Source organism: Aminobacter carboxidus (genome assembly GCF_014863355.1).
In the GTDB taxonomy this organism is placed as follows: Bacteria; Pseudomonadota; Alphaproteobacteria; order Rhizobiales; family Rhizobiaceae; genus Aminobacter; species Aminobacter carboxidus.
Window position 1 is genome coordinate 562282 of the sequence record NZ_JACZEP010000001.1, and the last position, 13184, is coordinate 575465.

The window sequence follows — 13184 nt, forward strand, 5'->3', positions numbered from 1 at the left end:
AGGGCACGCGCGATATGGCTACCACCTTCGACCTCATCCTCAAGGGCGGCACGGTCGTCAATCATGACGGCACCGGCGTCCGCGACGTCGGCGTGACCAATGGCCGGATCGCCGCTATCGGCGATCTGGGCGGCAGCTCCGCCGGCGAGACCATCGATTGCCGAGGCCTGCACATCCTGCCCGGCGTGGTCGACAGCCAGGTGCATTTCCGCGAGCCCGGCCTCGAGCACAAGGAAGACCTGGAGAGCGGTTCGCGTGCGGCGGTGCTCGGCGGCGTAACCGCCGTCTTTGAAATGCCCAACACCAACCCGCTGACGACGAGCGAGGCCGCCCTTGCCGACAAGGTCAGCCGTGCCACCGCGCGCATGCATTGCGACTTCGCCTTCTGGGTCGGCGGCACGCGTGAGAACGCCGGCGACGTCGCCGAACTGGAGCGCCTGCCTGGCGCTGCCGGCATCAAGGTGTTCATGGGCTCGTCGACGGGCGATCTTCTGGTCGAGGACGACGAGGGCGTCGCCTCGATCCTGCGCAACACCCGCCGCCGTGCTGCCTTCCATTCCGAGGACGAGTTCCGCCTGCGCGAGCGCCTTGGCTATCGCGTCGAAAACGACCCGTCGTCGCACCCGATCTGGCGCGACGAGATCGCAGCCCTGCAGTGCACCGAGCGGCTGGTGCGCATTGCCCGTGAGACGCGTGCGCGCATCCATGTGCTGCACATCTCGACGGCGGAAGAAATCGCCTTCCTCGAACATCACAAGGATGTCGCCACCTGCGAGGCGACGCCGCATCACCTGACCATGAGCTCGGACGATTACGCCCGGCTCGGCACGCTGCTGCAGATGAACCCGCCGGTGCGCGCAGCCCGTCACCGCGACGGCGTCTGGCACGGCATCAGCCAGGGCGTCGTCGACGTGCTCGGCTCCGACCATGCACCGCACACGCTCGAGGAGAAGGCCAAGGCCTATCCGGCTTCGCCGTCCGGCATGACCGGCGTGCAGACGCTGGTGCCGATCATGCTCGACCACGTGAACTCAGGTCGGTTGACGCTGGAACGCTTCGTCGATCTCGCCAGCCACGGCCCGAACCGCATCTTTGGCATGGCGCGCAAGGGCCGAATCGCCGCCGGCTATGACGCCGATTTCACCGTCGTCGACATGAAGCGCACCGAGACCATCACCAACGCCCAGGCCGGCTCCAAGGCCGGCTGGACGCCTTATGATGGCAAGCAGGTGACCGGCTGGCCGGTCGGCACCATCATACGCGGCATCCGCGTGATGTGGCAAGGCGAGATCACCACGCCGTCACAGGGCAGGGCGGTGGAGTTTTCGGAAGCGGTGGTGCGGTAGCTTTCTTCTCCCCGTGCACGGGGAGAAGATGCCGGCAGGCAGATGAGGGGCGGAGCCAGCCTCACAGATGAATGAGCTGCCCCTCATCCGGCCCTTCGGGCCACCTTCTCCCCGTAAACGGGGCGAAAGAAGAAGCGGCAGTGCTCAATCCCCCGCCACGAAGAACGCCCAGCGGCCTTCGGGCGTGATGCCCAAGCGGTAGAAGACGTAGGCGCCGTACTGCTTCATGTCTTCGTAGTCGCCGGCGGTGACGATCTTGAACAGTTCGACCTTCTGGCGCGGATCGAGCTTGTCGAGCGGGATGCCGAAGAAATAGGGCCAGACATAGAGGTCCTCGTCGGTGCCTTCGCCGAGATGGACGTAGCCGGCGTTCAGCACCTCTTCCATGATGGCGAGGATTTCCTGGCCTTCGCCGTCGCCGGACAGTCCTTTGATGAAGGCGATCGGGTCGCCCTCGATGTCGCCGAAGGACAATTGCGGCATCGCCTCGCCCTGGCCGACAAGCGGCCGCAGCTTTTCGATGTCGCCGGTCTTGGCGGCCTCGACGAGCAAGGTGCGCATCCGCGCCACCGGCTCGGGCAGGCGGCTGAGATCGTAGACGATTTCGGGAAGTGGGCCTTCCGGATCGAGATTGGGTGCTGCGGGACCCGTGGCGCCGCCCGGTTCGGTGGGCGTGGCATCCTGCGGCTCGGCCGGCTGCTCGTCAGACGGTTCTTCGGTGTCTGCCGGTGGGGTGGTGGTCGGCGTCTGGATCGGGTCGGGCATCGGCACCGACTTTTCAGGCGTAGCGTTCTCTTCGGTGACCGGCTTCGGCGGCAAGACCGGTGCGGGGATTTCCTCACGCTTGATTTCGGAGAGCGCGAACGCCGTCGAGGCGTAAAGCGGCAGGACGAGCGAGGCGGCAAGGCCGATCACGGCAAGTCGCAATGCGCCGCGGGGCGCAGTTTCAGTCTTTGGCCGCATCAGATCCCTGGCTCCGGTATTCCCAAGCGCATGCCCCCTCTCGGGCCGACGCTGCAACGCTTTCAATCCGCCTAACCCCGCCCGGAAACCTGTTCCGGTAGCGCGTGGTTACACCGTTAATGTGCCAGCATGATGCCGAAACCGTGTCGGCTAGTCAAAGAAGTGGGGCAGCGCTCAATGCCGCAGGCGCACCGGCTCGAAGTCGCCGGCTTCCACCCTGGCGCGCATGCGCTCGAGCATGGCGAGCGCCGCGCGTTCGCCATTGGCGGCGACGATCTCGGCAAAAGCGGTGGCAAGGGCTGCTTCGGCGATGATTTCCGGCTCGATGCCGGCGGACAGGCCTTCGGCCCACGCCTCATTGTGGCTCTCGACGGCGGTCAGGCGCTTTTCTTCCCGAACCAGGGCGTCGATGTCGCTTACGCTTTGTTCCATTGCGGTCTTTCACCCTGCCCAGTGAACCGATGATTCGGATCAACTTGAGCTATCCCTTTAATGTCCCGTTAAGACACCTAGCACAATCGCCCGTCCGTGTACGGCAGGCAATGCCGGGAAAGTAAATAGCCTGTTAATTACCGAAGCGAGAGGCGATATCCCGGCTGAGCGCCTCGCCTTCCTTCATGTAGCGGCTGATCGCTTCGGTCGCCGAAGGCGTGCAGGCGGTGTAGGTGCCGTCGAAGGAGCGGTAGCCGCGGTTGAAGCTGGCGATGAATCGGGCGCGGCGCTCGGGCGAGGGGTTTTCGGCCTGGAGCAGCTTTTCCATCTCGCCGCGCCACTGGGTGCCCTTTTCGCCGCACAGGTTGCGCAGGAAATGCAGCGAGCCCAGAACCTCGGCGAGCCGCATCAGACCCGGCTCGAACGGCGCTTCGACTGCGCGCGCCGGCGCTGCAAGCATCGTGCTCGCGGCAAGCGTCATGGCCATGATGTAGGTCGAAGCGCGCATCATAACTGTTTGTGACGAAACAATTTGTCGCCTGCAAGGCCGCAGGCGCGGCTATCCCAAGCCTAGAGCTTCTTGTCTTACGCTATTCCGGAGGGAAAGCCGCTGCACACGTTTCCCGGAATTCCCCTATGCAGGCAGCGCGACCTGTCCACCGAGCAGTTCGAGCACGATTTCGAGCGTCGAATCGGTCAACGGCAGGCGCTCGATCTCGGCGAGGTCGAAATAGGCGGCATCGTCGGCATCGTCGGCGGCAACCGGTTCGCCCTTGATGTGACGGGCGCCGAACACGGTGAGCAGGTAGACCGAGGCACCCTCGGCACGGCTGTCGATGAGCAGTTCGCGCAATGGCACCAGCGCGCCGACAGCGACGCCGGTCTCTTCCATCAGTTCGCGTCGGGCGGCGTCCTCGAGCGTTTCGCCTGGTTCGACGCGCCCGCCGGGGAAGGCGTAGAGGCCCTTCGACGGCGCCCGGCCGCGGCGGACGAGCATGATCGAGCGGTCGCGCAGGACCGCGACCGAGACGGCAGGAACAATGGTTGCATCGATCATCAAATTTTCCGCCTAGGGGACGCGTTCCATTGTGGAACAACCGACCATATCCGCTTTAGCGGTTGCGGCGGGTACGATCCATCGCCACTTTCAGGCGATGAACCGGAACTTGACCTGATGTGCGGACGCATAGCGGTACTGGCATCGCCCGATGAGACCTCCGCCTTCCTGGGTGTTGGCGATCTCGAAAGCTTTCCGCCGCGCTACAATGTGGCGCCAACCCAGCCGATCCTGGTGGTGATGGCAGGGCCGCAGCGCCGGCCGGGCTCGAACCTGCCGGACCGCATGGCGTTGCTGGCGCGCTGGGGCCTGATCCCGGCGTGGACCAAGAATCCCGCCGACATGCCGCTTCTGTTCAACGCACGTTCCGAATCGGCGATCGAAAAGGCCTCGTTCAAGACCGCGATGCGCCATCGCCGGGCGCTGATTCCGGTTTCGGGTTTCTACGAGTGGAAGAAGTTGCCGGGCAACCGGCGCCAGGCCTATTGGCTGAAGCCGCGCAAGGGCGGGCTGGTGGCGCTGGCCGGGCTGATGGAGACGTGGAGCGAGCCGGGCGGATCGGAAATGGATACGGCGGCGATCCTGACCACCAATGCGAGCGCCGACATCCTGCACATCCACGATCGTATGCCGGTGGTGATCCAGCCCGAGGACTTTGCCCGCTGGCTCGACTGCCGCACCCAGGAGCCGCGCGACGTCGCTGAACTGATGCGTCCAGCACAGCCCGATTTCTTCGAGCAGATCCCGGTGTCGGAGCTGGTCAACAAGGTCGCCAATGTCGGGCCGGAGACCCAGCAACGGGTCGAACCGCTGCCCGTAGCTGCGCCTGAGCGGGCAGCGAAGCCGAAGGTGGAAAAGAGCAAGCCGGACGATGGCCAGATGAAGCTGTTCTGACGGGCACTGAGCCTGCCCTGACAGGCACCAGGGCGCCGCACGTCCACTTCGGCGCTCAACGGACGCGCTGGCATCATGAATCCATGCGTCCTGCCTTCCAAAAACCGATTTCGATTTTCCAGGCGGTGCATTAGAAGAGCGGCGTGTCCACGCCCATTTTCTCCGCCGCCATCTCCGGTTTCCTGCTTGGTGCCTCGCTGATCATCGCGATTGGCGCGCAGAACGCATTCATCCTGCGCCAGGGCCTGCTGCGCCAGCACGTGTTCATCCTGAGCCTGATCTGTGCGACCTCGGATGCGCTGTTGATCGGCGCCGGCGTTGCCGGGCTCGGCACGCTGATTGCCCAGTCGCCGCGCCTGATCACGGCGGTGACGGCGGGCGGCGCGCTGTTTTTGTTCACCTATGCTGTCATCGCCTTCCGGCGCGCGATGAAGCCCGAAGTGCTGCAGGCAGCCAAGTCAGGCGAAGCCAGGCTGTGGCCAGCGATCGCCGCCTGTCTCGCCTTCACCTTCCTCAACCCGCATGTCTATCTCGACACGGTGGTGCTGTTGGGCGGCCTTTCGGCCGCCTATGAGGGACAGGCACGCCTGGCCTATGGCCTGGGTGCTGCGTCGGCGTCGTTTGTCTGGTTCTTCGGGCTCGGCTACGGCGCCCGGCTTCTCGAGCCGGTGTTTGCCCGGCCTGCCGCATGGCGCGTGCTCGATGTCCTGATCGGCCTGGTGATGGCCGCGATCGGCCTGAGCCTGCTAAGCCGCCTTGTTTAGCTTGAGCGGCGTCTTTTCTTTCTTCGGCGCGCAGATCAGCGCGGCGAGAATGGCGGCGGGGCCGATGGCCCGGTAGTGCTTGGTCAGTTCGGCGTACTGGCTACGCGCTCGGTCCTGATCGGATTGTTTTCGTTTCATCGGTCTCTTCCCTAAAGTCAGCTCTGTTGAGAGCGGCTGCATTTGCTTACGGATTCGGTCGAATTCGTGGCAGTGCGGCGCCTTTTATCCGGGCGATGTTTCATTACGGTGCCGGGATGTTTAACAAAGTGTTTCAGTACTGCTTCCGTTCCGGTCGGCGCGGTAAAGTTTCATATCGATGCGTCTTGACGGCAACAGCTTCGTGAGGCGATAAAGCCCGTGATGAAAACGTCTTTCGCCATTTCCGGCATTTGCATTATTGGCTAGCGTTCGCGCTGGTCAGGACGTTTTCGCCTCATCTTCACCAAAGACAGGTTGAACGCCCAGGCCAGCAGGCCACGGCGGCGCGCGTCCATTTGGACGCGCAAAGGACGCCGTGAAACTAAAATTGGGTGCATGATCCTTTCCGAAAATCGGAGATTTTCGGGGTCATGCACACGGGGAGTTCTATGTCTGAAGCATCGATGAAGTCCGGGGCATTCAAGGGCCTTCGCCTTACCAACACGCTGACGCGCACGAAGGAAGACTTCGTGCCGATCGATCCGCAAAACGTGCGGATGTATGTCTGCGGGCCGACGGTCTACGACTTCGCCCATATCGGCAATGCGCGCCCGGCTATCGTATTCGACGTGCTGTTCAGGCTGTTGCGCCATGTCTATGGCGAGCGTGCCGTCACCTATGTGCGCAACCTCACCGACCTCGACGACAAGATCAACGCACGCGCCCTGCGTGACTTTCCCGATCTGCCGCTCAACGAGGCAATCAGGCGCGTCACCGAAAAGACGGCGAACCAGTACCAGGCCGACGTCAAGGCGCTCGGCTGCCTCGAGCCGACGGTGGAGCCGCGCGCGACTGAGTTCGTGCTCGCGCGGCCGGATGGCAAGACAGATATGGTTTCGTTGATTCAACGTCTTATCGAACGCGGCCATGCCTATGAAGCGCAAGGCGAAGTGCTGTTCGACACCGGCTCGATGGAGGACTACGGCCAGCTGTCGAAGCGCAATCTCGACGAACAGCAGGCCGGCGCGCGCGTCGAGGTCGAGGCGCACAAGAAGAACCCTGGCGACTTCGTCTTGTGGAAGGCATCCTCGGCGGAAGAGCCGGGCTGGGAAAGCCCCTGGGGCCGCGGCCGTCCGGGCTGGCACATCGAGTGCTCGGCGATGGCGTCGGCCTATCTCGGCGAGGTCTTCGACATCCATGGCGGCGGGCTCGACCTGATCTTCCCGCATCATGAGAACGAGATCGCCCAGTCGCGCTGCGCCCACGGCACCGAGGTGATGGCCAATTACTGGATGCACAACGGCTTCCTGCAGGTCGAAGGCCAGAAGATGTCCAAGAGCCTGGGCAACTTCTTCACCATCCAGGAACTGCTGGCGACCGAGAGTTTCGGCGGCCGCGCCTGGCCGGGTGAGGTTCTGCGCCTGGCCATGCTGATGACGCATTATCGCGAGCCGATCGACTTTTCCGTGCGCAAGCTGGAGGAGGCGGAGAACACGCTGCGCAAATGGAAGCGCGCGGCCGACAGCGCCGGCGATGCCGAAGGTCAGGTGCCCGCGTCGCTGATTGCCGCGCTCAGCGACGATCTTGCCACGTCGAGTGTCTTCCAGGGCCTGTCGCAGCTGGCCAGTGAAGCCGGTGGCAACGTCACCGCCGCAGCCGAACTCAAGGCAGCGCTGCTGTTCCTCGGCTTCGGGCTCGAGGCGGCCGAGGTCGACGAGGTGGCGGTCGCCGCAACCATCGCGCGCCGGCTGGAGCTGATCAACGCCAGGAACTGGGCCGAGGCAGATCGTATCCGCGACGAGCTTCTGGCCCAGGGCGTGCAGCTGAAGGACGGCAAGGACCCGGTGAGTGGCGAACGTGTGACGACCTGGGAAGTGAAGCGCTGATGCTGGCGGGGCCGAGTGTGGATGGCAGTTCGCCCCTTCGGCCCCGTCGGGCAGCGTACACGCTTCGTCTTGAGCAGGACGGCTGGACCATCCTCCGGTTCTGGAATGACGACGTTGTTCGCGATATGGATGAGGTCTGCCAGCACATCGTGATCTCGGCCGGAACGGCCGTCCGCATGAAGGAGGAGTTCGTGCAATGATCGACCACACTGGAATTTCAGTCGCCGACTTCGACAAGGCGCAGTCGTTTTACGACAAGGCTTTCGCGCCGCTCGGCGCGTCGCTGCTGATGATGGTGCCGGGCGAACACACTGGCGGCGTCAAGGTTGGTGGCTATGGCCGCGAGCGGCCGGTGTTCTGGCTGCACGAAGCGCCGGCCGGGCCGGGACGTCACTATGCGTTCACCGCTCGCAGCCGCGCCGAGGTCGATGCGTTTTATCAGGCAGCGATAGCAGCCGGCGGCAAGGACAATGGCGGGCCGGGACCGCGGCCGCATTATCATCCCGACTATTACGCCGCCTTCGTCTTCGATCCCGATGGCAACAACATCGAGGCGGTGTGCCATGTGCCGGCATGAGGAAACGCTGCGATGAGCCTCGATAACAGGCCTGTCTACTCCGGCGGCTGCCAGTGCGGTGCGGTGCGCTTCCATGTCGAGGGCGCGCTCGGCGATGCGTCGGTGTGCCATTGCCGCATGTGCCAGAAGGCATTCGGCAATTTCTATGCCCCGCTGGTCTCGGTGCGGCAGGCGAAACTGACCTGGACGCGCGGCGAGCCGAAGAAGTTCCGCTCGTCGAACTTCGGCGTGCGCGGTTTCTGCGGCGACTGCGGCACGCCGCTGACCTTCGAGGCGCCCGACGGGGTGGCGCTGGCGATCGCTGCCTTCGACGAGCCGGAGGAGATCGCGCCGACCGTGCAGTGGGGGCTCGAGGGCAAGCTGCCCTATGTCGACCATGTCCACGAGCTCAAGGGCTATTCGACTGAGGAGGACCCCGAAGCGGCGGATTTCGTCAACGACATCGTCTCTTTCCAGCATCCCGACCACGACACCGATCAATGGCCACCGAAGGAGCGCAAATGACTGTGATGACCGGCGGGTGTCAATGCGGGGCGGTGCGCTATCGCATCGACCAGGCGCTGGAGAATGCGCATATCTGCCATTGCCGCATGTGCCAGAAGGCCTCCGGCAATTACTTCCAGCCGCTGGCGCGCACGCCCAAGGCCAGTTTTGCCGTGACGCGCGGCGAGGTCGGCTGGTTCCAGTCGTCCGACATCGTGCGGCGCGGCTTCTGCCGCGACTGCGGCACGCCGCTTTTGTTCGACGTCGTTGCGCGCGACACGATCAACGTCGTGCTCGGTGCGCTCGACGATCCGGATGCGGTGAAGCCGACATTCCAGTGCGGGTCGGCTGAGAAGATGCCATGGTTCGGCGAGCTCGACACGGTGGAATTGTCGGCGGACGAAACGGCCTGGTATGCCGCGGTCGCCCCTTCGAACCACCAGCATCCGGACCACGACACTGAACAATGGCCAGCGGAGAAAAGGTCATGACCGAGACTGTGAGGACAGGCGGCTGCCAATGCGGCGCCGTTCGCTTCCGCATCCACGGCGCGCTTGGGCGCAGCTCGATCTGCCATTGCCGCATGTGCCAGAAGCACTTCGGTTCACTTTTCGGCGCCTTTGTCGGCGTTCCGGCCGACGGTGTCGAATGGACTCACGAGGAACCGAGCTACTTCCGTTCGTCGGTGAACATCGAACGTGGCTTTTGCCAGCGCTGTGGCACGCCGATGACCTTTCGCCAGCCGGACGGGCTCGAAATCACCATCGGCGCCTTCGACGACCGCTCCGATCTCGCGCCGACGATCCAGATCAACCATGGCTCCCGGCTGCCATGGGTCGAGACGATCTTCGACCAGCCGGTCCACGACAACGCCGACTATTACAAGCGGCAGGAGCAGATCATCTCCTTCCAGCATCCAGATGAAGAGACGGCCAACTGGCCCGAGCATGGACTGAAACTATGAGCGACGAACTGCGCGGACTCTATCCCGAGATCGAGCCCTTCGACAGCGGCATGCTCGATGTCGGCGACGGCCATCAGGTCTATTGGGAGCGTTCAGGCACCAAGGGTGGCAAGCCGGCGGTGTTCCTGCATGGCGGCCCGGGCGGCGCGACCTCGCCCAAGCATCGGCGCCTGTTCGATCCCAAGCTGTACGACATCATGCTGTTCGACCAGCGCGGCTGCGGCAGATCGGTGCCGAATGCCTCGCTCGACGCCAATACCACCTGGCATCTTGTGGCCGACATCGAGCGGCTGCGCGAGATGGCAGGCCACGACAAGTGGCTGGTGTTCGGCGGCTCGTGGGGCTCGACCCTGGCGCTTGCTTATGCCGAGAGGCACCCTGAGCGGGTTAGCGAACTCGTGGTGCGCGGCATCTACACACTGACCCGTGCCGAGCTCGAATGGTATTATCAGTTCGGCGTCTCCGAGATGTTCCCCGACAAATGGGAGCGTTTTGTCGCTCCGATCCCCGAGGCCGAACGCGGCGACATGATGGGCGCTTACCGCAAACGCCTCGTCGGCGACGACCGCAAGGCGAAGGTCGAGGCGGCGCTGGCATGGAGCCTGTGGGAAGGCGAGACGATCACGCTTCTGCCCGACCCCGACACGTCAGGCAAGTTCGGCGAGGACGACTTCGCCGTGGCTTTCGCCCGTATCGAAAACCACTATTTCGTCCATGCCGGCTGGATGGACGAGGGCCAGCTGATCCGCGACGCCCACAAGCTGCATGACATTCCCGGTGTCATCGTTCATGGGCGTTATGACATGCCGTGCCCGGCCAAATATGCCTGGGCACTGCACAAGGCCTGGCCGCAGGCGGAGTTCCACCTGATCGAGGGTGCCGGCCACGCATACTCGGAACCGGGCATATTGAACCAGCTGGTCAGGGCGACCGACAGGTTCGCAGGGAAATGACTATGGCACGCGAACGCATCTATCTCTTCGACACGACGCTGCGCGACGGCCAGCAGACGCCGGGCATCGACTTTTCCGTCGAGGACAAGATCGCGATCGCTGCCATGCTCGACGAGTTCGGGCTCGATTATGTCGAGGGCGGTTACCCCGGCGCCAACCCGACCGACACTGCCTTCTTTCAGGAAAAGCGGACGAAGCGGGCGAAGTTCGTCGCCTTCGGCATGACCAAGCGGGCAGGGGTGTCGGCGTCCAACGACCCCGGCCTTGCTACGCTGCTCCAGGCCAAGTCGGACGGCATCTGCTACGTCGCCAAGAGTTGGGACTACCATGTCCGCGTCGCGCTTGGCGTCACCAACGAGGAGAATTTGGAGTCGATCCGCGCCTCGGTCGAGGCGGCAGGTGCCGCCGGCAAGGAGCCGATGGTCGATTGCGAGCATTTCTTCGACGGCTTCAAGGCCAATCCCGATTATGCGCTCGCCTGCGCCACGACAGCCTATGACGCCGGCGCGCGCTGGGTGGTTCTGTGCGACACCAATGGCGGCACCCAGCCGTCGGAAGTGCGCGAGATCGTCGCCAAGGTGATCGCTTCGGGCATTCCGGGTGCGCATCTCGGCATCCATGCCCATGACGACACCGGCCAGGCGGTGGCCAATTCGCTGGCCGCCATCGAAGCCGGCGTGCGCCAGGTGCAGGGCACGATCAACGGCATCGGCGAGCGCTGCGGCAACGCCAATCTGGTGACAATCATCCCGACCCTGGCGCTCAAGCCGCATTTCGCCCAACGTTTCGAAACAGGCGTCTCGGGCGAGGCTTTGGCGGGCATTTCACGGCTGTCGCGGGCGTTCGACGAATTGCTCAATCGCGCGCCCGAAGCGCAGTCGCCTTATGTCGGCGCATCCGCCTTTGCCACCAAGGCAGGCATCCATGCGTCGGCTATTGTCAAGGAACCCAAGACCTACGAGCATGTTCCGCCGGAAACGGTGGGCAACCGCCGCAAGGTGATGGTGTCGGACCAGGGCGGCAAGGCCAACTTCATCGCCGAGCTCAGGCGGCGCGGCATCGACGTGCCCAAGGACGACCGTCGGCTCGATTCACTGATCGCGGTTGTCAAGGAGCGCGAGGCCGAGGGCTATGCCTATGAAGGCGCGGACGCCAGCTTCGAACTTCTGGCGCGGAGCATGCTGCACAGCGTGCCGGAGTTCTTCCGCGTGACCTCGTTCCGCTGCCTTGTCGAACGCCGTTTCGACGCCAATGGCAATCTCAAGACCGTTTCGGAAGCGGTAGTGAAGGTCATGGTCGACGGCGAGGAGAAGATGTCGGTGGCCGAGGGCGACGGGCCGATAAACGCACTCGACATCGCGTTGCGCAAGGATCTCGGCAAGTTCCAGGACGAGATCGGCGACCTCGAACTGGTCGACTACAAGGTGCGTATCCTCAATGGCGGCACCGAGGCGATAACCCGCGTGCTGATAGAATCGCACGACAGCACTGGGGCGCGCTGGTGGACGGTCGGCGTGTCGACCAACATCATCGATGCCTCGTTCCAGGCGCTGATGGATTCGATCATCTACAAGCTGATGAAGAACCGCGAGATGGCGGGACTGGTCGCCGCGGAGTAAGCGCCGCCAGCCGGCATGAGCCAGCAGCAACGGCTGGCCCTGTCGATTGATCCATCAATGAAAAGCGGCTGGACCATCAGTATTTTGAAATGGCTTGCGTTGTCGGGCGGGCGCATAGGTTCGCGCCATGAGCATCAACACGCCTGTAATTACCAAGGACGAAGCCACCCGCGGCTTCCTGTTTGCCCTGTCAGCCTATCTGATGTGGGGTTTCTTGCCCTTCTACATGAAGGCCGTGGCGCACATTCCCGCACCTGAGGTCATCGCACACCGCATCACCTGGTCGATTCCAATCGCTGCGTTGCTGCTGTGGTGGCTTGGCCGAACCTCTGACATCGGGACGGCCCTGCGCACCCCGCGCACGCTGGCCATGGGCACACTGACGGCGACGCTGATCACCATCAACTGGGGTGTCTATGTCTGGGCCATCGGCAACGACCGGGCGCTCGAAACCGCGCTTGGCTACTACATTAATCCGCTGTTTTCCGTGTTCCTCGGTGCCATCGTGCTGGGCGAGAAGCTGACGCGGGCCCAGATGGTGGCGATCGCACTGGCGGCCGTTGCAGTTGCGCTTTTGACCTGGGAAACGGGCGGCTTGCCCTGGGTTTCGATCGTGCTGGCGCTGTCGTGGGGCTTTTACGCCCTGTTCAAGAAGACACTGCCGATCGGCCCGGCACAGGGCTTCTTCCTCGAGGTGCTGATCCTCGGCATCCCCGCGCTCGCCTACATCGTCTACCTGCAGGCGACCGGCGTCGGCCATTTTGGCACCACCGGGATGAGCGACGTCTGGCTAATGCTCGGCTGCGGCGTGGTGACAGCCGTGCCGCTGATCCTGTTTGCCAACGGTGCCAAGCTGCTCCGCATGTCGACGATCGGCATCATGCAATACATCGCCCCGACGATGATCTTCGTCATTGCGATCTTCATCTTCAAGGAGCCGTTCTCAAGCGAACGCGCGGTCGCCTTCGCCCTGATCTGGGCAGCACTGGCGATCTATACCTGGTCGATGTTTTCGGAGCGTGCCAGGAACGGCTGAGTTTCAGGTGAGGCCGGCCCGCAAAGGTCGGCTATCTGCACTTCTGGTGCTCGCGTTGCCGAATGTAGGCCT

Annotated in this window: 16 protein-coding genes and 1 pseudogene; 12 read left to right on the plus strand and 5 right to left on the minus strand. The window is 63.7% G+C overall.

Annotated features, from left to right (window positions below; all coding sequences use genetic code 11):
* Positions 1–14: 14 nt before the first annotated feature.
* Positions 15–1346, plus strand: a complete 1332-nt coding sequence (locus IHE39_RS02650; protein WP_192565419.1) for a dihydroorotase — start codon at positions 15–17, stop codon at positions 1344–1346.
* Positions 1347–1490: 144 nt separating this feature from the next.
* Here the strand turns inward: IHE39_RS02650 and IHE39_RS02655 are convergent, their stop codons facing one another.
* From IHE39_RS02655 to IHE39_RS02670, 4 genes are all read right to left on the minus strand, one after another.
* Entirely contained in the window at positions 1491–2309 is an 819-nt protein-coding gene (locus IHE39_RS02655) for a hypothetical protein (protein ID WP_192565420.1), read from the minus strand.
* Between the two features lie 174 nt (positions 2310–2483).
* Entirely contained in the window at positions 2484–2741 is a 258-nt protein-coding gene (locus tag IHE39_RS02660; RefSeq protein WP_184773878.1) for a hypothetical protein, read from the minus strand.
* A 133-nt stretch (positions 2742–2874) separates the two neighbouring features.
* A complete protein-coding gene (locus tag IHE39_RS02665) occupies positions 2875–3252 on the minus strand; it encodes a TIGR02301 family protein (RefSeq protein ID WP_184773876.1) in 378 nt (125 codons plus the stop codon).
* Positions 3253–3375: 123 nt separating this feature from the next.
* Entirely contained in the window at positions 3376–3798 is a 423-nt protein-coding gene (locus tag IHE39_RS02670; RefSeq protein ID WP_192565421.1) for an NUDIX hydrolase, read from the minus strand.
* 117 nt (positions 3799–3915) lie between these two features.
* On the opposite strand from IHE39_RS02670, the gene IHE39_RS02675 reads away from it, so the two are divergent.
* Positions 3916–4692 (plus strand): SOS response-associated peptidase, encoded by a 777-nt coding sequence (locus IHE39_RS02675; RefSeq protein WP_192565422.1) that lies wholly within the window; start codon positions 3916–3918, stop codon positions 4690–4692.
* A gap of 155 nt (positions 4693–4847) precedes the next feature.
* Positions 4848–5456, plus strand: a complete 609-nt coding sequence (locus IHE39_RS02680; protein ID WP_192566027.1) for a LysE family transporter — start codon at positions 4848–4850, stop codon at positions 5454–5456.
* Here the strand turns inward: IHE39_RS02680 and IHE39_RS02685 are convergent.
* A complete protein-coding gene (locus IHE39_RS02685) occupies positions 5439–5594 on the minus strand; it encodes a transcriptional regulator (RefSeq protein WP_184773870.1) in 156 nt (51 codons plus the stop codon). The genes IHE39_RS02680 and IHE39_RS02685 overlap by 18 nt on opposite strands.
* Positions 5595–6043: 449 nt before the next feature.
* Here IHE39_RS02685 and cysS point away from each other — a divergent pair, with 449 nt between their 5' ends.
* The 9 genes and pseudogenes from cysS (at position 6044) to rarD (ending at position 13112) form a co-directional block, all read left to right on the plus strand.
* Positions 6044–7480, plus strand: coding sequence for a cysteine--tRNA ligase (gene cysS / locus IHE39_RS02690; RefSeq protein ID WP_246485367.1), 1437 nt, complete (start codon positions 6044–6046; stop codon positions 7478–7480).
* 50 nt (positions 7481–7530) lie between these two features.
* Positions 7531–7680, plus strand: a pseudogene (locus IHE39_RS02695) (DUF559 domain-containing protein); the annotation flags it as partial.
* Entirely contained in the window at positions 7677–8057 is a 381-nt protein-coding gene (locus IHE39_RS02700; protein ID WP_184773868.1) for a VOC family protein, read from the plus strand. The pseudogene IHE39_RS02695 and the gene IHE39_RS02700, both read left to right, overlap by 4 nt.
* 12 nt (positions 8058–8069) lie before the next feature.
* Positions 8070–8561, plus strand: coding sequence for a GFA family protein (locus IHE39_RS02705; protein WP_192565423.1), 492 nt, complete (start codon positions 8070–8072; stop codon positions 8559–8561).
* Positions 8558–9031 (plus strand): GFA family protein, encoded by a 474-nt coding sequence (locus tag IHE39_RS02710; RefSeq protein WP_246485368.1) that lies wholly within the window; start codon positions 8558–8560, stop codon positions 9029–9031. Before IHE39_RS02705 ends, IHE39_RS02710 begins: the two co-directional genes overlap by 4 nt.
* Positions 9028–9504 carry a GFA family protein gene (locus IHE39_RS02715; protein WP_192565425.1) on the plus strand — a complete coding sequence of 159 codons (477 nt, stop codon included), beginning with the start codon at positions 9028–9030 and terminating at the stop codon, positions 9502–9504. Before IHE39_RS02710 ends, IHE39_RS02715 begins: the two co-directional genes overlap by 4 nt.
* Positions 9501–10457 carry a prolyl aminopeptidase gene (pip, locus tag IHE39_RS02720; protein ID WP_192565426.1) on the plus strand — a complete coding sequence of 319 codons (957 nt, stop codon included), beginning with the start codon at positions 9501–9503 and terminating at the stop codon, positions 10455–10457. The genes IHE39_RS02715 and pip overlap by 4 nt, the downstream gene beginning before the upstream one ends.
* On the plus strand, positions 10454–12076 hold the full coding sequence (gene cimA / locus IHE39_RS02725) for a citramalate synthase (protein ID WP_192565427.1): 1623 nt from the start codon (positions 10454–10456) through the stop codon (positions 12074–12076). The genes pip and cimA overlap by 4 nt, the downstream gene beginning before the upstream one ends.
* A gap of 127 nt (positions 12077–12203) precedes the next feature.
* Complete coding sequence (gene rarD, locus IHE39_RS02730) at positions 12204–13112, plus strand: EamA family transporter RarD (protein WP_184773856.1); 909 nt, start codon at positions 12204–12206, stop codon at positions 13110–13112.
* Positions 13113–13184 lie beyond the last annotated feature (72 nt).